This window comes from Pseudomonas sp. PME37.24/025, assembly GCF_055556615.1.
In genome coordinates, this window is record NZ_JBVHNK010000011.1 from 190,112 (window position 1) to 212,047 (window position 21,936).

Annotated in this window: 19 protein-coding genes; 7 read left to right on the forward strand and 12 right to left on the reverse strand. The window is 56.9% G+C overall.

Going from position 1 to position 21,936, the window contains the following annotated elements; all coding sequences use genetic code 11:
* Positions 1-98: 98 nt before the first annotated feature.
* The 5 genes from mnmE to rpmH all read right to left on the reverse strand — a co-directional run bounded on the left by mnmE (position 99) and on the right by rpmH (position 4,027).
* On the reverse strand, positions 99-1,469 hold the full coding sequence (gene mnmE, locus ACZ3HH_RS20790) for a tRNA uridine-5-carboxymethylaminomethyl(34) synthesis GTPase MnmE (protein ID WP_465807250.1): 1,371 nt from the start codon (positions 1,467-1,469) through the stop codon (positions 99-101).
* Between the two features lie 79 nt (positions 1,470-1,548).
* Positions 1,549-3,234 (reverse strand): membrane protein insertase YidC, encoded by a 1,686-nt coding sequence (gene yidC, locus ACZ3HH_RS20795; RefSeq protein ID WP_465807252.1) that lies wholly within the window; start codon positions 3,232-3,234, stop codon positions 1,549-1,551.
* Positions 3,235-3,236: 2 nt separating this feature from the next.
* Positions 3,237-3,482 (reverse strand): membrane protein insertion efficiency factor YidD, encoded by a 246-nt coding sequence (yidD, locus tag ACZ3HH_RS20800; RefSeq protein ID WP_052966011.1) that lies wholly within the window; start codon positions 3,480-3,482, stop codon positions 3,237-3,239.
* On the reverse strand, positions 3,475-3,876 hold the full coding sequence (gene rnpA / locus ACZ3HH_RS20805) for a ribonuclease P protein component (RefSeq protein WP_038983561.1): 402 nt from the start codon (positions 3,874-3,876) through the stop codon (positions 3,475-3,477). The genes yidD and rnpA overlap by 8 nt, the downstream gene beginning before the upstream one ends.
* Before the next feature lie 16 nt (positions 3,877-3,892).
* A complete protein-coding gene (gene rpmH / locus ACZ3HH_RS20810; RefSeq protein ID WP_003213577.1) occupies positions 3,893-4,027 on the reverse strand; it encodes a 50S ribosomal protein L34 in 135 nt (44 codons plus the stop codon).
* A 567-nt stretch (positions 4,028-4,594) separates the two neighbouring features.
* Here rpmH and dnaA point away from each other — a divergent pair.
* The 4 genes from dnaA to gyrB are packed head-to-tail and all read left to right on the forward strand — an operon-like array spanning position 4,595 to position 10,805.
* On the forward strand, positions 4,595-6,115 hold the full coding sequence (dnaA, locus tag ACZ3HH_RS20815) for a chromosomal replication initiator protein DnaA (protein WP_052966010.1): 1,521 nt from the start codon (positions 4,595-4,597) through the stop codon (positions 6,113-6,115).
* 39 nt (positions 6,116-6,154) lie between these two features.
* Positions 6,155-7,258, forward strand: coding sequence for a DNA polymerase III subunit beta (dnaN, locus tag ACZ3HH_RS20820; RefSeq protein ID WP_007903001.1), 1,104 nt, complete (start codon positions 6,155-6,157; stop codon positions 7,256-7,258).
* 20 nt (positions 7,259-7,278) lie between these two features.
* Complete coding sequence (gene recF / locus ACZ3HH_RS20825; RefSeq protein ID WP_008007898.1) at positions 7,279-8,382, forward strand: DNA replication/repair protein RecF; 1,104 nt, start codon at positions 7,279-7,281, stop codon at positions 8,380-8,382.
* Positions 8,383-8,387: 5 nt separating this feature from the next.
* Positions 8,388-10,805: a DNA topoisomerase (ATP-hydrolyzing) subunit B gene (gene gyrB / locus ACZ3HH_RS20830; RefSeq protein ID WP_007902994.1), complete on the forward strand. Its 2,418-nt coding sequence runs from the start codon at positions 8,388-8,390 to the stop codon at positions 10,803-10,805.
* 124 nt (positions 10,806-10,929) lie between these two features.
* Here the strand turns inward: gyrB and ACZ3HH_RS20835 are convergent, their stop codons facing one another.
* Both ACZ3HH_RS20835 and ACZ3HH_RS20840 read right to left on the reverse strand, forming a co-directional pair.
* Positions 10,930-11,064, reverse strand: a complete 135-nt coding sequence (locus tag ACZ3HH_RS20835; RefSeq protein WP_465807258.1) for a hypothetical protein — start codon at positions 11,062-11,064, stop codon at positions 10,930-10,932.
* A gap of 70 nt (positions 11,065-11,134) precedes the next feature.
* Positions 11,135-11,932, reverse strand: a complete 798-nt coding sequence (locus ACZ3HH_RS20840; protein WP_465807260.1) for an AraC family transcriptional regulator — start codon at positions 11,930-11,932, stop codon at positions 11,135-11,137.
* Positions 11,933-12,096: 164 nt separating this feature from the next.
* On the opposite strand from ACZ3HH_RS20840, the gene ACZ3HH_RS20845 reads away from it, so the two are divergent.
* Positions 12,097-12,996, forward strand: a complete 900-nt coding sequence (locus ACZ3HH_RS20845) for an EamA family transporter (protein ID WP_465807262.1) — start codon at positions 12,097-12,099, stop codon at positions 12,994-12,996.
* 128 nt (positions 12,997-13,124) lie between these two features.
* Here the strand turns inward: ACZ3HH_RS20845 and ACZ3HH_RS20850 are convergent, their stop codons facing one another.
* Positions 13,125-13,844 (reverse strand): response regulator transcription factor, encoded by a 720-nt coding sequence (locus ACZ3HH_RS20850; RefSeq protein ID WP_465807264.1) that lies wholly within the window; start codon positions 13,842-13,844, stop codon positions 13,125-13,127.
* Between the two features lie 533 nt (positions 13,845-14,377).
* Here ACZ3HH_RS20850 and ACZ3HH_RS20855 point away from each other — a divergent pair.
* Positions 14,378-16,687 (forward strand): CHASE2 domain-containing protein, encoded by a 2,310-nt coding sequence (locus ACZ3HH_RS20855; protein WP_465807266.1) that lies wholly within the window; start codon positions 14,378-14,380, stop codon positions 16,685-16,687.
* A gap of 181 nt (positions 16,688-16,868) precedes the next feature.
* Here the strand turns inward: ACZ3HH_RS20855 and ACZ3HH_RS20860 are convergent, their stop codons facing one another.
* The 4 genes from ACZ3HH_RS20860 to glyQ all read right to left on the reverse strand — a co-directional run bounded on the left by ACZ3HH_RS20860 (position 16,869) and on the right by glyQ (position 21,279).
* Positions 16,869-17,648, reverse strand: a complete 780-nt coding sequence (locus tag ACZ3HH_RS20860; protein ID WP_465807268.1) for a lysophospholipid acyltransferase family protein — start codon at positions 17,646-17,648, stop codon at positions 16,869-16,871.
* Between the two features lie 82 nt (positions 17,649-17,730).
* Positions 17,731-18,270 (reverse strand): D-glycero-beta-D-manno-heptose 1,7-bisphosphate 7-phosphatase, encoded by a 540-nt coding sequence (gene gmhB, locus ACZ3HH_RS20865; RefSeq protein ID WP_465807270.1) that lies wholly within the window; start codon positions 18,268-18,270, stop codon positions 17,731-17,733.
* Positions 18,271-18,274: 4 nt separating this feature from the next.
* Positions 18,275-20,329: a glycine--tRNA ligase subunit beta gene (gene glyS, locus ACZ3HH_RS20870; RefSeq protein ID WP_465807272.1), complete on the reverse strand. Its 2,055-nt coding sequence runs from the start codon at positions 20,327-20,329 to the stop codon at positions 18,275-18,277.
* Entirely contained in the window at positions 20,326-21,279 is a 954-nt protein-coding gene (glyQ, locus tag ACZ3HH_RS20875) for a glycine--tRNA ligase subunit alpha (RefSeq protein ID WP_003213601.1), read from the reverse strand. The genes glyS and glyQ overlap by 4 nt, the downstream gene beginning before the upstream one ends.
* Positions 21,280-21,360: 81 nt before the next feature.
* On the opposite strand from glyQ, the gene tag reads away from it, so the two are divergent.
* Positions 21,361-21,918 (forward strand): DNA-3-methyladenine glycosylase I, encoded by a 558-nt coding sequence (tag, locus tag ACZ3HH_RS20880; RefSeq protein WP_007902964.1) that lies wholly within the window; start codon positions 21,361-21,363, stop codon positions 21,916-21,918.
* Positions 21,919-21,936 lie beyond the last annotated feature (18 nt).

The following is a 21,936-nucleotide window of genomic DNA, read 5'->3' on the forward strand; positions in this document are numbered from 1 at the left end:
TCCGCTCAAGCGAAGAATCTGCTCGGCACTGGGGAAAAATTTCAGAAAAGGAGAGAACAGACAGGCCTCAATGGCCTGTCTGGGGACAGCAGAAGGGACTATTTACCGATACAGAAACTGGAAAAGATCCTTCCCAGCAGATCATCGGAGCTGAATGCGCCGGTGATTTCGCCCAAAGAGTGCTGAGCCTGCCGCAAATCTTCGGCCAAGAGCTCACCGGCACCCGCTAACGTCAGCTGCGCACGACCATGCTCAAGGGACGCACTCGCGTGACGCAGTGCCTCCAGGTGACGCCTGCGAGCACTGAAGCTGCTTTCGGAGGTCTGCTCGTAACCCATGCATTCCTTGAGATGCTCGCGTAACAGTTCCAGCCCCATACCGGCGGATTTGGCGCTGAGGCTGATTGTGACATGGCCATCATCACTGACCTCCAGGGCGATCGCTTCTCCCGTCAGGTCAGCCTTGTTGCGTATAAGGGTAACTTTTGCCGGATCCGGACGGATCTCAAGGAATTCAGGCCACAAGGCAAATGGATCAAGGGCCTCGGGAGCTGTGGCGTCGACCACCAGCAGTACTCGATCCGCTTCACTGATAGCTTTCAATGCCCTTTCGACACCAATCTTTTCCACCTGGTCATCGGTGTCACGCAAACCAGCCGTGTCGACCACATGCAACGGCATGCCATCGATGTGGATATGTTCGCGAAGAATGTCCCGGGTCGTGCCGGCAATCTCAGTCACGATCGCAGCTTCACGCCCGGCCAAGGCATTCAGAAGGCTGGACTTGCCGGCATTCGGCCGGCCGGCGATCACCACGGTCATACCGTCGCGTAGCAAGGCCCCTTGCCCGGCTTCACGCAGCACTGTGGATAATTCGTCGCGTACTTTGTCGAGCATGCTCAGCACGTGGCCATCGGCGAGGAAGTCGATTTCTTCTTCGGGGAAGTCGATGGCGGCTTCGACGTAAATGCGCAGGCCTATCAGTTGCTCGGTGAGGTTATGCACACGCTGGGAAAACGCGCCCTGCAACGAACGCAGGGCATTTCGTGCCGCCTGTGCAGAACTTGCCTCGATCAAGTCGGCAATGGCTTCGGCCTGAGCCAGATCGAGCTTGTCGTTGAGGAAGGCGCGCTCGCTGAACTCACCCGGCCGGGCCAGACGACAGCCCAGTTCCAGGCAACGCTTGAGCAGCATATCCAGAACGATCGGCCCGCCGTGGCCCTGCAGCTCAAGCACATCTTCGCCGGTGAACGAATTCGGTCCCGGGAAGTACAGCGCGATGCCTTCGTCCAGCACCTCTTCGTTTGCACTGAGGAACGGGCCGTAATGGGCAAACCGCGGTTTCAGTTCGCGACCGCTGATGGCTTTGGCCGCCAGACTCGCCAGCGGCCCGGAAATACGGACGATGCCCACACCGCCGCGACCTTGAGCGGTGGCGACGGCAGCGATGGTTTCACGAGGAACGCTCATAAACCGGTATCCAGACAAAAGTGACAGATAGCAAAACGCCCCACTAGGGGGCGTTTTGAGTGGTTATCCACAGTGTAAATCAGGCAGCTGCTTTGGTAGCCGCTTCGATCTTACGTGTGATGTACCACTGTTGGGCGATGGACAGGCAGTTGTTCACTACCCAGTACAGCACCAGACCCGCCGGGAACCACAGGAAGAAGAAGGTGAAGATGATTGGCATCAGCTTCATTACCTTGGCCTGCATCGGATCCGGAGGAGTCGGGTTCAACTGCTGCTGGATGAACATGGTTGCGCCCATGATGATCGGCAGAATGAAGAACGGATCCTTGATCGACAGGTCAGTAATCCACAGCATGAATGGCGCCTGGCGCATTTCCACGCTTTCCAGCAGAACCCAGTACAGCGAAAGGAAAACCGGCATCTGCACGAGGATTGGCAAGCAGCCACCCAGCGGATTGATTTTCTCTTTCTTGTACAGCTCCATCATGGACTGCGACATTTTCTGCCGGTCGTCGCCATGTTGCTCTTTCAGCGCGGCCAGTTTCGGTGCCACTGCACGCATGCGCGCCATGGATTTGTAGCTGGCAGCCGACAGCGGGAAGAAAATCCCCTTGATCAGCATGGTCAGGAAGATGATCGACCAGCCCCAGTTACCGACCAGCGCGTGGATATGTTGCAGCAGCCAGAAGATTGGCTGGGCAATGAACCACAGAATGCCGTAGTCGACGGTCAGTTCCAGACCTGGGGACAACTCTTTCAGCACGGCCTGGCTTTTCGGACCCGCGTACAGAACAGCGCTCGTTTCAGCTTTCGCACCTGGCGCAACAGTCATTGCCGGGGCGGTGTAGCCGATGATGTAGTTGCCTTTGCTGTCTTTACGGGTCTGGACGACGTTGTTTTCGCCCTTGGCCGGAATCCATGCGGTCACGAAGTAGTGTTGCAACCAGGCAACCCAGCCACCGGTGACGGTTTCTTTCAGCTGAGCCTTGTCCATGTCCTTCATCGACACTTTCTTGTACGGCTCGTTACTTGTCCACAGGGCGGCGCCCAGGTAAGTCGCGGTGCCGGTGGCGGTGCTGGAAGAAGGATCGGAGCTGGCATCACGCTTCAATTGCGCGAACATTGCACCGGACCAAGGCTGAGCGCTCTGGTTGTCGATCAGGTAGGAAACGGTTACGTCATACAGGCCACGTTTCAGTGTGAAACGCTTGATGTAGTTGACGCCGTCCTTGCTGAACTTCAGGTCCGCGACCAATTGGTCTTGACCGTCAGCCAGTTGATAAATCTTCTTCTCGGAGGAGTAAACCGGACGACCGGCAGGACTTGCGTCCGGACCGTTGGTGCCGATCAGGCCACTCTGAGCCAGATAAGTCCGCTCGTTGCCGTTATCAAACAGCTGGAATGGAATTTCCGGATGGTCCTGGCGACGTGGATACAGCGGCAACGTCAACTGGGCAACATCGCCACCTTGTGGATCGATGGCCAGGTTGAGCACATCCGTTTTGATCTGGATGAGGTCTTTGCTTGCAGCTACTGGTGTTTCAGCAGGTGCAGTTGCACTGGTATCGCTTGCGGCGCGTGGAATGTCGTCACTGACAGAAGCATTATTGCCAGTCGCCGTATCCGGTAGGCCCGGTGCGGTAGTACTGGAAGCAACATTCTGAGTCGGCAGGGCAGCCTGGCCATAGTCCTGGTTCCATTTAAGGACCATAACGTAGGACACGATTGCCAGGGCGACGATCAGGATCGTGCGTTTGATATCCATGATTACTCGGCCATCGAAGAAGAACGGGAGGTAGGGATAGATGGAACCGGGTCATAACCACCGGGATTCCACGGATGACAGCGACCTAAACGACGAAAGGTCAGCCAGCCACCGCGCAGAAGGCCATGATTTTCTATGGCTTCATACGCGTAGCAGGAACAACTGGGGTAGAAACGACAGTGACTGGCCATCAGGGGACTGATGGCATAGCGATAAAACTGGATCGGAACGAGTGCCAGTTTACGCATCGGGACTGTCTACCCCTACAGTTTCGGTTTTGACTGCTGGTACCGGCTTGCTGCGTGCCAGACGTTTCCAGAGTTTGTCGAAATGCTGAATCAATTCGGGGCTTTCTACGTCACCCAAACCTTTGCGCGCGACGATAACAATGTCCCAACCGACCAGTAAATCCTGGTTCAGGCGAAACGATTCGCGCATCAGACGTTTGAGGCGATTGCGCTCGACGGAGAGCTTTACGCTCTTTTTCCCGATAACCAGCCCGAGACGGGGGTGATCAAGATCGTTGTTGCGCGCAAGGAGCAGGAGATTTTTCCCCGGAACCTTGCCGGTAGGGGAGTCAAAGACTGCCTTGAAATGCCGGGGAGTAAGCAGACGCTTTTCCCGACTGAAGTCCTGACTCACCTCCAGTGCCGGCTTATCAAACTGCCAGACGCGCACGACCTTTGGCGCGACGACGCGACAGAACGGCACGACCGTTCTTGGTAGCCATGCGAGCACGGAAACCGTGGGTACGAGCGCGTTTGATAGTGCTTGGTTGGAAAGTACGTTTCATTGTCGTGTTACCTGGTTCGTCCACAACGGGCCGGAATGGCCCCCGTTTTAAGAGACCGGGGATTCTAGAGAAAGCAAGCCTCTAGGTCAATTTCCAACCAGCGTTTCCTTATAAATAGATCTCCAGACGATTTGCTCGCCGAAGGTCGTTCTCTAGATATAGAAATAAAGAAGGGAATTATTTAAAGCTTTTCTGTAAAGCTTATAAAAGCTAGGGCCACGTTCATCTGTGGATAACTGCCTTTAGCCCTTCTAAACCGTGATGTACAGAGAATGACAACTACGGTGGAAAACGGTGTTCAGCCTGTGCTGCGCTGTCGGATAAGCTGTGTGTGGAAAGGCTAGTTATCCACAGGCAGCTTATCCACCGAGTTTCGCCCCCACTTGTCCAGTGCCCTCATGGGCGGTTATCCACAGAGCTTATGCACATACCGTTGGTCTTCTTTTCAAGGGTTAACGCATTGATAAATCATGCCCTGTGCGCAACCTGCATGTGGATAAGTGGACGTCTGGTCGCTACAATGACCGCTTGTTTTTGCCTCACCGGCTTTCAACTTAGGGGATATCCGTGTCAGTGGAACTTTGGCAGCAGTGCGTAGAGCTTTTGCGCGATGAGCTGCCTGCCCAACAATTCAACACTTGGATCCGTCCACTACAGGTCGAAGCCGAAGGCGACGAGCTGCGTGTCTACGCGCCGAATCGTTTTGTTCTCGACTGGGTCAATGAAAAATACCTGGGCCGCGTCCTTGAACTGCTGGATGAGCATGGCAATGGCCTGGCGCCGGCGCTGTCCTTATTAATAGGCAGCAAACGCAGTTCGGCACCACGTGCGGCACCCAATGCCCCGTTGGCCGCTGCGGCCTCCCAGGCTCAGGCCGCTCAAGCGCCTGTCAGCGCTCCGGCGCCAGCCCCGGTAGCTGCCTCGACCAAGCGTGCGACCCAAAAAGTAGCTGAGGTCAGTGAAGAGCCGTCCCGCGACAGCTTCGATCCAATGGCCGGCGCCAGTTCGCAACAGGCTCCGGTTCGCGCCGAACAGCGCACGGTGCAGGTCGAAGGCGCGCTCAAGCACACCAGCTACCTGAACCGAACCTTTACCTTCGAGAACTTCGTCGAGGGCAAGTCCAACCAACTGGCCCGGGCTGCGGCCTGGCAGGTGGCGGACAACCCCAAGCACGGCTACAACCCGCTCTTCCTTTATGGCGGTGTCGGCTTGGGTAAAACCCACTTGATGCACGCTGTGGGTAACCACCTATTAAAGAAGAATCCGAATGCCAAGGTTGTGTACCTGCATTCCGAGCGTTTCGTCGCGGACATGGTCAAGGCCTTGCAGCTGAATGCGATCAACGAGTTCAAGCGCTTCTACCGCTCGGTGGATGCGTTGCTGATCGATGACATTCAGTTCTTCGCCCGCAAGGAACGCTCCCAGGAAGAGTTTTTCCACACCTTCAACGCCCTGCTTGAAGGTGGCCAGCAGGTCATTCTTACCAGTGACCGCTATCCGAAAGAAATCGAAGGCCTTGAAGAACGCCTGAAGTCACGTTTCGGCTGGGGCCTGACGGTTGCCGTCGAGCCGCCGGAGCTGGAAACCCGCGTGGCGATCCTGATGAAAAAGGCCGACCAGGCCAAAGTCGATCTGCCACACGACGCAGCGTTCTTCATTGCCCAGCGTATTCGCTCCAACGTCCGTGAGCTGGAAGGCGCGCTCAAACGCGTGATCGCCCACTCGCACTTCATGGGCCGCGATATCACCATCGAGCTGATTCGCGAATCCCTGAAAGACTTGTTGGCGCTGCAAGACAAACTGGTGTCTGTGGATAACATTCAGCGCACCGTCGCCGAGTATTACAAGATCAAGATCTCCGACTTGCTGTCCAAGCGTCGTTCACGCTCGGTAGCACGTCCGCGTCAGGTCGCCATGGCGTTGTCCAAGGAACTGACCAACCACAGCCTGCCGGAAATCGGCGATGTGTTTGGCGGCCGCGACCACACGACTGTTTTGCACGCCTGCCGCAAGATCAACGAGCTTAAGGAATCCGACGCGGACATCCGCGAGGACTATAAGAACCTGCTGCGTACACTGACTACTTGATGAACACCAGCGCAGCTTATTAAGGCAAGGGACTAGACCATGCATTTCACCATTCAACGCGAAGCCCTGTTGAAACCCCTGCAACTGGTCGCAGGCGTCGTCGAGCGCCGACAGACCTTGCCGGTGCTCTCCAACGTGCTGCTGGTTGTCGAAGGCCAGCAATTGTCGCTGACCGGTACCGACCTGGAAGTCGAGCTGGTCGGTCGTGTGCAACTCGAAGAGCCTGCGGACCCGGGCTCCATCACTGTGCCTGCGCGCAAGCTGATGGACATCTGCAAGAGCCTGCCGAACGATGCGCTGATCGACATCAAGGTCGACGAGCAGAAGCTCGTGGTGAAGGCCGGCCGTAGCCGCTTCACCCTGTCGACCCTGCCGGCCAATGACTTCCCGACGGTGGAAGAAGGCCCTGGCTCGCTGACCTGCAGCCTTGAGCAAAGCAAACTGCGTCGTCTGATTGAACGCACCAGCTTCGCGATGGCGCAGCAGGACGTACGTTACTACCTCAACGGCATGCTGCTGGAAGTCTCGGCCGGGATCATTCGCGCCGTGGCGACCGACGGTCACCGTCTGGCCATGTGTTCGATGCAGGCCGATATCGGTCAGCCGGATCGTCATCAGGTGATCGTGCCACGCAAAGGTATTCTGGAACTGGCGCGTCTGCTGACCGAACCGGATGGCAACGTCAGCATCGTGCTGGGGCAGCACCACATTCGTGCCACCACCGGCGAGTTCACCTTCACCTCGAAACTGGTCGACGGTAAATTCCCTGACTACGAGCGTGTTCTGCCTAAAGGCGGCGACAAGCTGGTACTCGGCGATCGCCAGGCATTGCGTGAAGCGTTCAGCCGTACCGCGATTCTGTCCAACGAGAAGTACCGTGGCATCCGTCTGCAACTGGCCAATGGTCAGCTGAAGATTCAGGCGAACAACCCGGAGCAGGAAGAAGCGGAAGAAGAAGTGGGCGTTGAATACAACGGCGGCTCTCTGGAAATCGGCTTCAACGTGAGCTACCTGCTCGACGTACTGGGCGTGATGACCACCGAGCAGGTTCGCTTGATCCTGTCCGACTCCAACAGCAGCGCGCTGGTGCAAGAGTCCGACAACGACGACTCGGCCTATGTTGTCATGCCGATGCGTCTGTAATCATGTTCAGCAGAACCTAGATGTCCTTAAGTCGTGTCTCGGTCACCGCGGTGCGCAATTTGCACCCGGTGACCTTCTCCCCCTCCCCCCGAATAAACATTCTTTACGGCGCCAACGGCAGCGGCAAAACCAGTGTTCTGGAAGCCATTCATCTGCTGGGGCTTGCCCGTTCGTTTCGTAGCAGCCGTCTGTTACCCGTCATTCAATACGAGCAATTGGCGTGTACGGTGTTTGGCCAGGTCGAACTGGCCGAGGGTGGACACAGCGCGCTGGGGATATCTCGCGACCGGCAGGGTGAGTTCCAGATCCGCATCGACGGGCAGAATGCCCGAAGTGCTGCGCAACTTGCAGAGATTCTGCCGTTGCAGCTGATCAACCCGGACAGCTTTCGCCTGCTCGAAGGCGCGCCGAAGATTCGCCGACAGTTTCTCGACTGGGGTGTGTTCCACGTGGAACCGCGATTCATGTCCACGTGGCAGCGCTTGCAGAAGGCCTTGCGCCAGAGAAACTCTTGGCTGCGACATGGTACACTTGACGCCGTTTCGCAAGCGGTTTGGGACAGGGAACTGTGCCAGGCCAGCGCTGAAATAGATGAATACCGCCGCGCTTACATCAAAGCCTTGAAACCAGTCTTTGAACAGACCTTGAGCGAACTGGTTGAGCTTGAGGGCTTAACGCTCAGCTATTACCGAGGTTGGGACAAAGACCGTGAGTTGAGTGCAGTGCTCGCCGGGTCCCTTCAGCGGGATCAGCAAATGGGTCATACCCAAGCCGGACCACAACGCGCTGATTTGCGTCTTAGATTGGGCGCACATAACGCCGCGGACATCTTGTCTCGTGGCCAGCAGAAGTTGGTGGTCTGTGCATTGCGGATCGCCCAAGGGCACTTGGTTAGCCAGGCCCGTCGCGGCCAGTGTATTTATCTGGTGGATGACCTGCCGTCCGAACTGGACGAGCACCACCGTCGCGCGCTTTGCCGCTTGCTGGAAGACTTACGCTGCCAGGTCTTTATCACCTGTGTAGATCACGAATTATTGAGGGAAGGCTGGCAGACGGAAACGCCAGTCGCTCTGTTCCACGTGGAACAGGGCCGTATCACCCAGACCCACGACCATCGGGAGTGAAGGCATTGAGCGAAGAAAATACGTACGACTCAACGAGCATTAAAGTGCTGAAAGGCCTGGATGCCGTACGCAAACGTCCCGGTATGTACATTGGTGACACTGACGATGGCAGTGGTCTGCACCACATGGTGTTCGAGGTGGTCGATAACTCGATCGACGAAGCTTTGGCCGGCCATTGCGACGACATCAGCATTATCATCCACCCGGACGAATCCATCACCGTTCGCGACAACGGTCGTGGTATCCCGGTAGACGTGCACAAAGAAGAAGGCGTCTCGGCGGCCGAGGTCATCATGACCGTGCTGCACGCCGGCGGTAAGTTCGACGACAACTCCTACAAAGTATCCGGCGGTTTGCACGGTGTAGGCGTTTCGGTTGTGAACGCGCTGTCCAAAGAACTGATCCTGACCGTTCGCCGCAGCGGAAAAATATGGGAACAGACTTATGTTCACGGTGTTCCGCAAGAGCCGATGAAAATCGTTGGCGAGAGCGAAACCACTGGCACCCAGATTCATTTCAAGCCATCGGCTGAGACCTTCAAGAACATCCACTTCAGCTGGGACATCCTGGCCAAGCGGATTCGCGAGCTGTCCTTCCTCAACTCCGGTGTCGGCATCGTCCTCAAGGATGAGCGCAGCGGTAAGGAAGAGCTGTTCAAGTACGAAGGTGGTCTGCGTGCGTTCGTTGAATACCTGAACACTAACAAGACTGCGGTCAACCAGGTGTTTCACTTCAACATCCAGCGTGAAGACGGCATCGGCGTTGAAATCGCCCTGCAGTGGAACGACAGCTTCAACGAGAACCTGTTGTGCTTCACCAACAACATTCCTCAGCGCGATGGCGGTACTCACCTGGTGGGTTTCCGTTCCGCGCTGACGCGTAACCTGAACACCTACATCGAAGCTGAAGGTCTGGCGAAGAAGCACAAAGTTGCCACCACTGGTGACGATGCCCGCGAAGGCCTGACGGCGATCATTTCGGTAAAAGTGCCGGATCCTAAGTTCAGCTCCCAGACCAAAGACAAGCTGGTGTCTTCCGAAGTGAAGACCGCGGTCGAACAGGAAATGGGCAAGTACTTCTCCGACTTCCTGCTGGAAAACCCGAACGAAGCCAAGTTGGTCGTCGGCAAGATGATCGACGCGGCGCGTGCTCGTGAAGCGGCGCGTAAAGCCCGTGAGATGACCCGTCGTAAAGGCGCGCTGGACATCGCCGGCCTGCCGGGCAAACTGGCCGACTGCCAGGAAAAAGACCCTGCCCTCTCCGAACTGTACCTTGTGGAAGGTGACTCTGCTGGCGGCTCCGCCAAGCAGGGACGCAACCGTCGCACCCAGGCCATCCTGCCGCTCAAGGGCAAGATCCTGAACGTCGAGAAGGCTCGCTTCGATAAGATGATCTCTTCGCAAGAAGTGGGCACCTTGATCACCGCGCTGGGCTGCGGTATTGGCCGCGACGAGTACAACATCGACAAGCTGCGTTATCACAACATCATCATCATGACCGATGCTGACGTCGACGGTTCGCACATCCGTACCCTGTTGCTGACCTTCTTCTTCCGTCAGTTGCCGGAGTTGATTGAGCGCGGTTACATCTACATCGCTCAGCCGCCGCTGTACAAGGTCAAGAAAGGCAAGCAAGAGCAATACATCAAAGACGACGACGCCATGGAAGAGTACATGACGCAGTCGGCCCTGGAAGACGCGAGCCTGCACCTGAACGAGGAAGCCCCGGGTATCTCCGGCGAAGCCCTCGAGCGTCTGGTGAATGACTTCCGCCTGGTGATGAAGACCCTCAAGCGTCTGTCGCGCCTGTACCCGCAGGAACTGACCGAGCACTTCATTTACCTGCCAGCGGTGAGCATGGAGCAACTGTCGGATCACGCAGCGATGCAGGATTGGATGGCTCAGTTCGAAGTTCGCCTGCGCACCGTCGAAAAATCCGGCCTGGTTTACAAAGCCAGCCTGCGTGAAGACCGTGAACGTAACGTCTGGCTGCCAGAGGTCGAGCTGATCTCCCACGGCCTGTCGAACTACATCACCTTCAACCGCGATTTCTTCGGCAGTAACGATTACAAGACTGTCGTGTCGTTGGGCGCTCAATTGAGCACCTTGCTGGACGACGGCGCGTACATCCAGCGCGGCGAGCGCAAGAAGCCGGTCACCGAATTCAAGGAAGCACTTGAATGGCTGATGGCTGAAAGCACCAAGCGTCACACGATCCAGCGCTACAAAGGTCTGGGCGAAATGAACCCGGATCAGCTGTGGGAAACCACCATGGACCCAAGCCAGCGCCGGATGCTCAAAGTGACCATCGAAGATGCCATTGGCGCAGACCAGATCTTCAACACCCTGATGGGTGATGCGGTCGAACCTCGTCGTGATTTCATCGAAAGCAACGCCTTGGCGGTGTCCAACCTGGACTTCTGATCCGGCAGGACCGCTAAACGAAAAAGGCCAACGCTTAGCGTTGGCCTTTTTTATTGCGTGTTATGGCTTAGGTCAACCAAGGGGTGGCTCGGTCTGGATACGCCTCGCATAAGCCGATCCGGGATCACGCAGTCCTGCACGCTGTGGGCAAAGCATCCGAGACTGTTCTTTCTGCCGCCTCGTTCTTATCTAGCGCCGCTTGGACCAGCTCAAGCGCACTGACATTGCCGTGCTCCAGCGCTTTGATTGTATCGCTCATGACTCTCACTCCATTGAGACGGCATATCAATTTATTAATACGTCGATTATTTCCCTTCTCGATCAATTGCTCAGAACATCGATGCGCCTTTGGACTTGGCCAGATAACGCCCCGGTGAATCCCCCAGATTACGCCGAAATACCGAGGTAAATGCGCTTGGGCTGCTGTAACCCAGATCAATCGCCACGTCGGTGATAGATGAACCATTGCTCAATCTGGATGTTGCTTCCAGCAAACAGACTTGTTGCCGCCAGAACACAAAACTCATGCCGGTCGCTTCCCGAAAACTTCGCGTGAACGTTCGACGGCTCATGCTCGACCAACTGGCCATTTCACTGATGGAAATATTCTGCGTGGGTGCATCAAGGAATCGATGGCACGCAAGAGCCAGTCGAGGCTCTGAAGGTAAAGGTGCGCTCAGTGGAAGCTCCGACATGGCGCCGATTTCATCCACCAGTAGCGTCTGCACGGATTGGCTTCGGATATTGGGCGGTTGCTCTGGATCAATGGCCAACGCCGCTTCCAACAGGTGCCTGAGTAGCGGCGAAACATTGTAGACCTGGCAATGCTCCGGCAAACCGGCGCGGAAGGAGGCAGCTTCATTGAGGTAAGTATTGATCATGGTCACGTCGCCGCGCATATGCATTTCATGCGACACGCACGCGGGAACCCAAAGCGCTCTTTGAGGCGGGACGACCCAATTCCCCTGATCGGTGAACATCTTCAACGCGCCCGTTGAGGCGTACGCAAACTGACCACGACTGTGCGTGTGCCGCGCAAAAACAGTACCCGAAGAATACTTGCGCAGACTCACCACCGCATCGGGGCTTCCATGCTCGTAGGGATCCAGTGTTTGATTGATCGACATGGCCCGATTTTGACAAAAATAGACCTGCTATAGCAAGCAGGCCAAAATTTTGGACCATAGAATCGCATCTCCAAAACTACCTGATGCGGAAACGGTTCGCATTGAACTGATTGGAATGCGACACACCGCCTACGCGGTGCGCCGCTTAATGTGAGGCTAGGGACATGCAGAAAAAACATTTGGTTCTGGCGATACTCGTCACCTTAGTGTGGGGAGTGAACTTTCCAATCACCAAGCTGGGTTTGCGCTCGATCGATCCCTTTGTGTTAACCGGAATACGCTTTGCTCTCGCCGCCATACCTTTGGTGTTCTTCATCAAGCGCCCCGCCATCAAGTTCAGCTATGTTGCCACTTACGGCTTCATTTTCGGGTTGGGGATGTGGGGTGTGATCAACTATGGCATTCAGGTTGGTGTCAGCCCCGGTATTGCTTCGCTGATCATTCAGCTCAGCGTGTTCTTCACCATGGGTTGGGGGGCGTTACTGTTTAAAGAAAAGCTACGCGGTGCTCAGCTTATCGGAGCACTGCTGGCATTGGTCGGGCTAGGGGGCATCATTTCCACCCAACAAGGGGAGCACGCAATACTTGGAGTACTGCTGATTGTGCTGAGTGCGGTCGCCTGGAGCGTCGGCAACGTGATTATCAAGAAATCCGGTGTCAAAGAGATCTTTTCATTCATGGTCTGGGCCAGTCTGTTTCCACCCATCCCACTCTTCTTCATCGCTTGGCTCATGCAGGGCGCCGCGCCCTTTGAGAACCTGCAAAGTAGTCTCGACTTCACGGCTGTGCTATCGATCGCTTTCCAGGTTTACCTGGCCACCCACTTTGCCTATTGGGGATGGAATTCGCTGTTGAAGCTTTATCCCGTATCCACAGTGGCACCGCTGTCGTTGTTGATTCCGGTATTCGGCATCGGCAGTTCGATGCTGATTATCGGCGAGCACATCTCGATACCGAACTTGATCTCAATTGCGATCATCATTATGGGATTGGCAGTCGGCCTCTATCGCAAGTCCGCCGGCACAATCCATGCAGCCCCCAAAGCCGCGTTCCGCCCTGACTGAACCGGTCGTGCCAGAACTATTCATCTTTGCCAGCATTTGCCAGGGCTGCCGAATCATCCGGCAAAACCGCTAGAACGAAAAAGGCCAACGCTTAGCGTTGGCCTTTTTTATTGATCGTCGAAACGTCGTCATGCGCTAGCGGTGGCCACGCTCTCGAGCCGATACCCATACCCGTAAATCGTCAGCAGTTGCCAACCGCGATCGGCCGTCAGGCCCAACTTGTTGCGCAGGCGATAAATATGAGTGTCCAGCGGGCGGGAGGAGACTATTTCTTCATGGGTCCAAAAGCGCTCATACAAATATTCACGGGATAAAGGTCGGCCCAGATTAGCGAACAGGCAACGGGCGAGACGGTATTCCCGTTCGGTCAGGCTGATGGGGGTGGACGCGCGGGTGACGGTGAGTTCGGCGTCGTCGAATTCAAGGTCATTGAAAGTCAGTATTTCGGGGGCTGCCGCGCGTTGCAGTCCATGCCGACGAAGTACCGCGCTGACTCGGGCCATCAGCTCGTTTGGACGAAATGGTTTGCTCACGTAATCGTCGGCCCCGGCGTTCAATGCCTGGACGATATCGCTTTCAGTATCGCGACTAGTGAGTATGATCGCGGCCGGTGGAGCGTCCATATGTTCACGGGTCCAGCGTAACAACGCCAAGCCACTGATATCGGGCAGTTGCCAATCGAGGATCAGCAGGTCGAAGGTCTCCCGCCGGAGTTGCCGCAGCAAGTCCTCTCCCCGCTCGAAACTGTGCAACGTCCACGTCTGCTCTCCCGTTGCGGGAATCTGTCGCAGTGTCTGTTCCACCCGGCGGAGTTCGGCGGGTTCGTCATCCAGTATTGCGACACGCATGCCGAGTGATTCCTTTATCTCGTAAGTGCAAAGTGAAAATTGCGGAGTTTAGGCCGATTGATTGAATCGAAGTTCCCAAGCAGGGGTGACGTTGATGATGTTTTAGCCTTTGAGCAATTCTGAACAAATATTGTGTATCGGCTCGCAGGTTACTTATGCCGGTAAATTCGTCGTCGCTGAGCGGCACAAGGGCATTGGGATGTGCCCGACGCAGGGAGCGTCAACCTGGCAGGACCATCGATTGCCGGTTTTCGACGGTTTTCAGTTCAGGGGGAAGTACACGGAGTGCCTGCTCGGTTCTAACACAAGGTTGTGTCATCTCTTTATGTCTTTTGCTCCGATGGCTATCTGCCAGAGCGGCCAGTCAGGTATCGTGCGTTAAATACTTGTGTGCGTTACTGGCGTGATTTTCATTAGAGCATAAAAGCCAATCCATGAACCCCATGACCTTATTGCTTCCACGCGGTGTTTGTCTCTTTGATGGGTTAGAGGGCAAGACAACGCATGTCCAATAGCTCCCCGGTCGACGACCGATGAAGAACCGAAGGAAGGACGGTCGCGAGCCGACCCAGGCTCAGCGGTTGTTTCGGCGTATGGTCCGAGAGTGGCTGTGGGTCTGTCTGATCCTGTTGCCGTTGACGGCGATGCTGTCCATGAGCCAAGGCCTGATCTTCAGCAAGCTGTTGTACGACAATCTTCGCCGGCTAAGCCCGCTGTCGGTGGACCCCCGAATACTGCTCGTAACGATCGACGACTACAGCTTGCAGCAGCTTGGCCAATGGCCGTGGTCGCGGGCCACGCACGCGCAACTGCTGGATCGGCTCAGCGCCGCGAACGTTAAAGGCGTTCTATTCGACGTAATTTTCAGCGAACCTGATAGCCAACCCGAGAATGATCAGCTTTTGGCCCAGGCGGCCTGCCGGGCCGGGAATGTTTTCGTGCCGCTGCTGCGCGAAGATGAAGCGCGTTACGGTCAGCCCTTGGGGGAGATTGAACCGGCGGATCCGCTGAACCATTGTGCCAAAGGCATGGGGCACATCAATGCCGAAGCGGACGCCGATGGGATCGTGCGCAGTGTGTATTTAAGCGAAGGACCGGCGCAAAAAACACGCCCGCAACTGGCCTGGCTGCTGTACGAAGAAACCCTCGCCAATAAGGGAAATGCACCAATGCCCGGTATCCCGGCCCTGCCATCAGAGCAGGGCTGGCAGCGAGCCCACGAAATAAGGATTCCTTTCATCCACTCCGACGCGGGCTTTCCTACTGTGCCCTACGTCAGCGTATTACGCGGTGAAGTTCCTCCCGAGTTGCTGCGCGATCGCTTGATCCTGATAGGCTCAACCGCTTCAGGCCTGGGCGACCGTTATGTGACACCGCAATCGGCCAGCATCGGCACCACATCGGGCATCGAGATACAGGCGAATATCCTCAACGGACTGCTACAAAAGCGCAATATTGTGGTTGTCGATAAGCGCTTGGCGGCATTGCTAACGATAGTGATTGTCGGTGAATTGCTGGGCTTGCTGTTGGTGCGTCCGCGTCGTGCCTTATGGCTGACCTTGGGTGCAATGACAGTCGCTCTGCTGGTTTCGAGTGTGCTGTTGCGCTTAGGTTGGTGGTGGTCGCCGGCTGCGAGCCTGATGGGTATTTTGCTGGGTTATCTGATCTGGAATTGGCGAAGGCTGAATGCGGTGCTCGCCTATTTCGGCTGGGAACTGGCGCGTCTGGACAGCGAGCCAAAAGTCTTTCCCGAACGTCGTCGTACCCAAGCGCCAGCCGGTGATGTGCTGCAAGGGCAAATTGTCGCGCTGGAGCAGGCCATGAGCCGGACCCGCGACACCCGGCGTTTTATTGCTGATGGACTTGAATACCTGCCGGTGGCGACGCTGATCAGCGATCCGAACGGGCGCATTCTGCTGGCCAATCGCAAGGCTCGAGAAGTATTTGGTCGCGGCCTGGTGGGCGAGGACATGCTTGAGCAACTGAGCGACCTGGGTTACCCGGTGCCGTCCAACGGAATGCCATCTGCGTTGTCGACCCTGGAGCCGCTGGAGTTTCGTGACACCCAGGCACGCAGCTTGCGTCTGGACCTGGCACCGCTGTTGCCGGCCGAAGGTGACTCAGTGATTGGCTGGCTACTGAGCCTCACTGACTTGAGCGTCGAGCGGGACGCCGAAGAACAGCGAGCCGTGTTGCTGCGCTTTTTGTCTCATGACCTCAGGGCTCCCCACTCGGCGATTCTGGCCTTGCTCGATGTTCAGCGGCATCAGGTGTCCGGCGACACTCAAGTGTTCAGCCAGATCGAGTTACAAGTGCGCAAGGCGCTGAAGCTGACCGAGGCTTTTGTGCAGTTGGCAAAAGCCGAGTCCGAGGCCTATCAGTTTCAGCCGAGCATATTCGCGATGTTGTTACTCGATACCTTCGACCAGGCTTCGAGTATTGCTCATCTGAAGAACATTCAATTGCAGCATGACCTCGACGAAGACGCTGAAGCGCTGGTGCTGGCCGATCAGTCACTGCTGACACGGGCACTGTTCAACCTGCTGGAAAACGCCATCAAGTACAGTCCGGCGGGTTCACGGATCTCGGTGCGGGTGAGTTGTGCCGAGGGCTGGTTGCTGTGCGAGATCGCGGATCAGGGCCGAGGGATTACTGTCGATGAACTTCCCGAGTTATTCAGTCAGTATCGGCGTTTTACCTCGGCTCACGGCAGTGATGGCCTGGGGCTGGGTTTGTCCATGGTCAAGGCCGTGGTAGACCGTCATGGCGGGAGGATTTCCTATCATAGCGTGGTGGGGCGAGGCACAACGTTCAGTGTCCAGTTACCGCTATTGAGCGAGTGAGCCAGACGCTTTCAACGGGCATAAAAAAACCGGCTATATCAGCCGGTTTTTTACGTCCGAAATAAACTTATGCACCTTTTCCGACGTTTTATTTACTTAAGAAATATGTATGTAAATCATAAGCTTAAAAACTAAAAACGACGTTTTTCAACAAAACGGTACACAGGTTATCCACAGAATCTCAGACAGTCACTTGATCGGTGGCATTGGGTGCCGTCGGGGCTGCTGGAAGCGAACCCATCTCGCGCTGCATCTGTTCGTTCCAGGCCTGCACTCTGTCATTCAGGTCGGCGATGGCTCGCGGCCCACTACCCTCGGCGTACATCGGCGCGCCAATGATGACGGTGATCACGCCTTGCTGCTTCGCCCAACCGGTTTTTGGCCAGAACTTGCCAGCATTGTGCGCAATCGGCAGTACCGGTAATGACGCATTGACGGCCAACGCGGTGCCACCGCGGGAGAACTTGCCGATGGTGCCGTAAGGAACGCGAGTCCCTTCAGGGAAGATCAGTACCCAGACATTGTCCTTGAGCAGTTCATCGCCCTTCTTCGCCACATGCTTGAGCGCAGCTTTGGGATTGCCACGGTCGATGGCGATCGGTCGCAGCATCGCCATGGCCCAGCCGAAGAACGGAACGTAGAGCAGTTCGCGCTTGAGCACCTGGCTCAGAGGCGAGAAATAGGCCGAGAGAAAGAATGTCTCCCAAGTGCTCTGGTGGTTCGACTGAATCACACAGGGCTGGTCAGGCACATTCTGGGCACCCTTCACTTCGTAACGGATGCCCAGAAAGACTTTGCTCAGCCACAAGGCGCAGCGGCACCAATACACGTTGATAAAACGATAACGCGCCTTGAACGGCAGAAACGGCGCGATAAAAAAGCTCAGGGTGCACCAGAGCAAAGAGCTGGTGCCCAGCAGCAGGTAAAAGAGGAAAGTTCTGATGGCCTGCAGTATCGACATGGCGACATTTACCGTTGCGGGCATTGCCCGCCTATTCAAACGCACTCCCGATCAGTCCTTGGCCAGGATGTTCAGAAGAGCCTTAGTGATGGATAAGTTCCGCGGCAATCGCCGCCAGATCGTCAAAAATCAAGGTGCCCGCCGGCAGGGTTTTGCTCTGAGTCTTTTCGCCTTTCCCTGTCTTTACCAAAACTGGCTGACAGTCGACGGCTCTGGCGGCTTCCAGGTCACCGAGAGTATCGCCGACGAACCATAGATTCGTCAGCGAAACGTTGTAATGCGCGGCGATGGTTTTCAACATCCCGGGTTTTGGCTTGCGGCAATCGCAGCCATCATCTGGCCCGTGCGGGCAATAGACGATCAGCCCGACGTCACCGCCCTGCTCCGCCACCAGCTCGCGCAAACGAGCGTGCATGGCGTCCAGGGTGGCGATGTCGTAATAGCCGCGAGCGATGCCGGACTGGTTGGTAGCGACCGCCACCGTCCAGCCGGCCTTGCTCAACTGCGCGATCGCTTCGATCGAACCGGGGAGCGGAATCCACTCCTCCACCGACTTGATGTACGCGTCGGAGTCGTAATTGATCACTCCGTCCCGATCGAGAATCAGCAGTTTCAACAGCAACCCCTTAGCCCAGCAGCGAAATGTCGGCGACGCCCAGGAACAACCCACGCAGACGCGCCAGCAGCGCATAACGGTTGGCTCGCACCTTGGCGTCTTCAGCGTTGACCATCACCGCTTCGAAGAACGCATCCACTGGCTCGCGCAAAGCGGCCAGACGTGCCAGCGATTCGCTGTACTGACGGGCCGCCGCCATTGGCTGCACAGCCTGGTCAGCTTGCTGGATCGCCGAGTACAGGGAGAACTCGTTGGCGTTGTCGAAGTACTTGGCTTCAACGACCGAAGGAACAGAGCCTTCGACCTTGCTCAGCAAGTTCGAAACACGCTTGTTCACGGCGGCCAGGGCAGCGGCTTCCGGCAATTTGCGGAACGCTTCTACCGCTTGTACACGCTGATCGAAGTCCAGCGCCGAACCCGGTTTCAGGGCACGTACCGACAGGTAAGTCCCGACATCAACGCCTTCGTCTTCATAACGGGCACGCAGACGATCAAAGATGAATTCCAGCACCGAGTCATTCAGGCCGGCAGCCTTGACCTTGGTACCGAACGCATTCACGGCAAACGCCACGGCGTCGTTCAGGTCGAGGTCGAGCTTCTTGTCGATCAGGATGCGCAATACACCCAGCGCTGCACGGCGCAGGGCATACGGGTCTTTGCTCCCGGTTGGCAGCATGCCGATACCGAAAATACCCACCAGTGTGTCGAGCTTGTCAGCGATGGCCACGGCCGCACCGGTCAGGGTGGTCGGCAGTTCAGCGCCGGCACCGCGCGGCATGTACTGCTCGTTCAGCGCCAGTGCGACTTCTTCCGGCTCGCCGTCGTTGAGGGCGTAGTAGTAACCGGCGACACCTTGCATCTCCGGGAACTCACCGACCATCTCGGTCGCCAGGTCGCACTTGGACAGCAGGCCTGCACGGGAAGCCCATGCGGCGTTACCGCCAATGCGTTGAGCGATGAATGCGGCGAGTCTGGAAACACGTTCGGCCTTGTCGTAGACGCTGCCGAGTTTTTCCTGGAACACCACGTTCTGCAGACGCAGATTGAAGTCTTCGAGTTTTTGCTTCTTGTCTTGCTTGAAGAAGAACTCGGCGTCGGTCAGGCGTGGGCGAACCACTTTCTCGTTACCGGCGATGATCTGCTGCGGGTCTTTGCTTTCGATGTTGGCCACGGTAATGAAACGAGGCAGCAACTTGCCGTCGGCATCCAGCAGGCAGAAATATTTCTGGTTGTCCTGCATGGTGGTGATCAGCGCTTCTTGCGGCACGTCGAGGAAACGTTCTTCGAACGAGCACACCAGCGGCACCGGCCATTCAACCAGTGCGGTCACTTCGTCGAGCAGGCTCGGTGGCACGATCGCCGTACCTTCCTGCAGCGTCGCCAGTTCTTCGGTGCGCTTGCTGATCAGCTCGCGACGCTCGTTGGCATCGGCCAGCACATAGGCAGCACGCAGATCGCTCAGGTAGTTGGCCGGCGAGGTGATGCGCACGCTTTCAGGATGGTGGAAGCGGTGACCACGGGAATCGCGGCCGGCCTTTTGGGCAAGCATGGTGCAGTCGATGACGTGGTCACCGAGCAGCATCACCAACCATTGAGTCGGGCGAACGAATTCTTCCTTGCGAGCACCCCAGCGCATGCGCTTGGGGATAGGCAGGTCGTTCAGGGAATCTTCGACGATGGTTGGCATCAGGCTCGCGGTCGGCTTGCCGGCGATGCTTTGGCTGTAGCGCAGTTTCGGACCGCTCTGATCGATTTCGCTCAGGTCGACGCCGCACTTCTTGGCGAAGCCCAAGGCTGCTTGAGTCGGGTTGCCTTCGGCATCGAACGCGGCCTGACGCGGCGGGCCGTCGAGGTTGATGCTGCGATCCGGCTGCTGGGTCGCCAGCGCGGTGATCAGCACGGCCAGACGACGTGGCGCGGCGTAGACGGTTTTGGTCTCGTAGTTCAGGCCAGCAGCTTGCAGGCCTTTGTCGATCCCGGCCATAAACGCTTCGGCCAGGGTGTTCAGGGCTTTGGGTGGCAGTTCTTCGGTGCCCAATTCAACCAGAAAATCTTGAGCACTCATTGTGCAGCCTCCAGCTTGGCCAGTACTTCATCACGCAGGTCCGGGGTCGCCATCGGGAAGCCCAGCTTGGCGCGAGCCAGCAGGTAGGCTTGCGCAACGGAACGCGCCAGGGTGCGTACACGCAGGATGTATTGCTGACGCGCGGTCACCGAGATCGCCCGGCGCGCATCCAGCAGGTTGAAGGTGTGGGAAGCCTTCAACACCATTTCGTAGCTCGGCAACGGCAATGGCTGATCGAGTTCGATCAGGCGCTTGGCTTCGCTTTCATAGAAGTCGAACAACTCGAACAGCTTCTCGACGTTGGCGTGTTCGAAGTTGTAGGTCGACTGCTCCACTTCGTTCTGGTGGAACACGTCGCCGTAGGTCACCTTGCCGAACGGACCGTCAGCCCAGACCAGGTCGTAGACTGAGTCCACGCCTTGCAGGTACATGGCCAGACGCTCCAGACCGTAAGTGATCTCGCCGGTCACCGGATAGCATTCGATGCCGCCCGCTTGCTGGAAGTAAGTGAACTGCGTCACTTCCATGCCGTTGAGCCAGACTTCCCAGCCCAGACCCCAGGCGCCCAGTGTTGGCGATTCCCAGTTGTCTTCAACGAAGCGAATGTCGTGGACCAATGGGTCCAGGCCGACGTGCTTGAGAGAGCCCAGGTACAGTTCCTGGAAGTTATCCGGGTTCGGCTTCAGCACGACCTGGAACTGGTAGTAGTGCTGCAGACGGTTCGGGTTTTCGCCGTAGCGGCCGTCAGTCGGGCGACGACTGGGCTGCACATAAGCGGCGTTCCAGGTTTCCGGGCCAATGGCGCGCAGGAACGTGGCAGTGTGGAAAGTGCCGGCGCCTACTTCCATATCGTAGGGCTGAAGTACCACACAACCTTGCTCGGCCCAGTATTGCTGGAGGGCGAGGATCAAGTCTTGGAAGGTACGCACGGCTGGCGTAGGCTGGCTCACGAAATTCACCTGTTTCTTGGGCTGCGATTTAAAGAGCGGGAGTATACCCGATTCGGTCCTGCGCACGCCCCCTGGAGCCTTATGCCACGCTGCTTTTGGTGTACCGAAGATCCGCTGTACATGGCTTATCACGATCAGGAGTGGGGCACGCCGCTACGCGATGCGCAGGGTTTGTTCGAGTTGCTTTTGCTCGAAGGGTTCCAGGCCGGGCTTTCCTGGATCACTGTGTTGCGCAAACGAGAGCGTTATCGCGAGGTGCTGTTTGGCTTCGACGTACAGCGCGTGGCACAGATGAGCGATGCGGAAATCGATGAATTGATGCTCGATCCGGGGATCATCCGCAATCGCCTCAAACTCAATGCCGCCCGGCGCAATGCCCAGGCCTGGCTGGCGCTGGAGGACCCGGTGGCGTTTCTCTGGTCGTTCGTCGGCGGAACGCCTGTGATCAATCATTTCAAGGATCGCAGCGAAGTACCGGCCGTGACACCGGTCGCCGTCGAGATGAGCAAAGGCCTGAAAAAAGCCGGATTCACGTTCGTCGGCCCGACCATTTGTTACGCGTTGATGCAGGCTTCGGGCATGGTCATGGACCACACTCGCGATTGCGATCGCTACGCCACCTTGGCGAACGGCGGTTAGAATAGCCGCCTCGCGCAC

Bases quoted from the DNA above. Each gene is read 5' to 3' on its own strand.
- mnmE (WP_465807250.1), bottom strand. From the start codon at position 1,469: ATGAGCGTTCCTCGTGAAACCATCGCTGCCGTCGCCACCGCTCAAGGT.
- yidC (WP_465807252.1), bottom strand. From the start codon at position 3,234: ATGGATATCAAACGCACGATCCTGATCGTCGCCCTGGCAATCGTGTCC.
- yidD (WP_052966011.1), bottom strand. From the start codon at position 3,482: ATGCGTAAACTGGCACTCGTTCCGATCCAGTTTTATCGCTATGCCATC.
- rpmH (WP_003213577.1), bottom strand. From the start codon at position 4,027: ATGAAACGTACTTTCCAACCAAGCACTATCAAACGCGCTCGTACCCAC.
- dnaN (WP_007903001.1), top strand. From the start codon at position 6,155: ATGCATTTCACCATTCAACGCGAAGCCCTGTTGAAACCCCTGCAACTG.
- recF (WP_008007898.1), top strand. From the start codon at position 7,279: ATGTCCTTAAGTCGTGTCTCGGTCACCGCGGTGCGCAATTTGCACCCG.
- ACZ3HH_RS20835 (WP_465807258.1), bottom strand. From the start codon at position 11,064: ATGAGCGATACAATCAAAGCGCTGGAGCACGGCAATGTCAGTGCGCTT.
- ACZ3HH_RS20840 (WP_465807260.1), bottom strand. From the start codon at position 11,932: ATGTCGATCAATCAAACACTGGATCCCTACGAGCATGGAAGCCCCGAT.
- ACZ3HH_RS20845 (WP_465807262.1), top strand. From the start codon at position 12,097: ATGCAGAAAAAACATTTGGTTCTGGCGATACTCGTCACCTTAGTGTGG.
- ACZ3HH_RS20850 (WP_465807264.1), bottom strand. From the start codon at position 13,844: ATGCGTGTCGCAATACTGGATGACGAACCCGCCGAACTCCGCCGGGTG.
- ACZ3HH_RS20855 (WP_465807266.1), top strand. From the start codon at position 14,378: ATGAAGAACCGAAGGAAGGACGGTCGCGAGCCGACCCAGGCTCAGCGG.
- ACZ3HH_RS20860 (WP_465807268.1), bottom strand. From the start codon at position 17,648: ATGTCGATACTGCAGGCCATCAGAACTTTCCTCTTTTACCTGCTGCTG.
- glyS (WP_465807272.1), bottom strand. From the start codon at position 20,329: ATGAGTGCTCAAGATTTTCTGGTTGAATTGGGCACCGAAGAACTGCCA.
- tag (WP_007902964.1), top strand. From the start codon at position 21,361: ATGCCACGCTGCTTTTGGTGTACCGAAGATCCGCTGTACATGGCTTAT.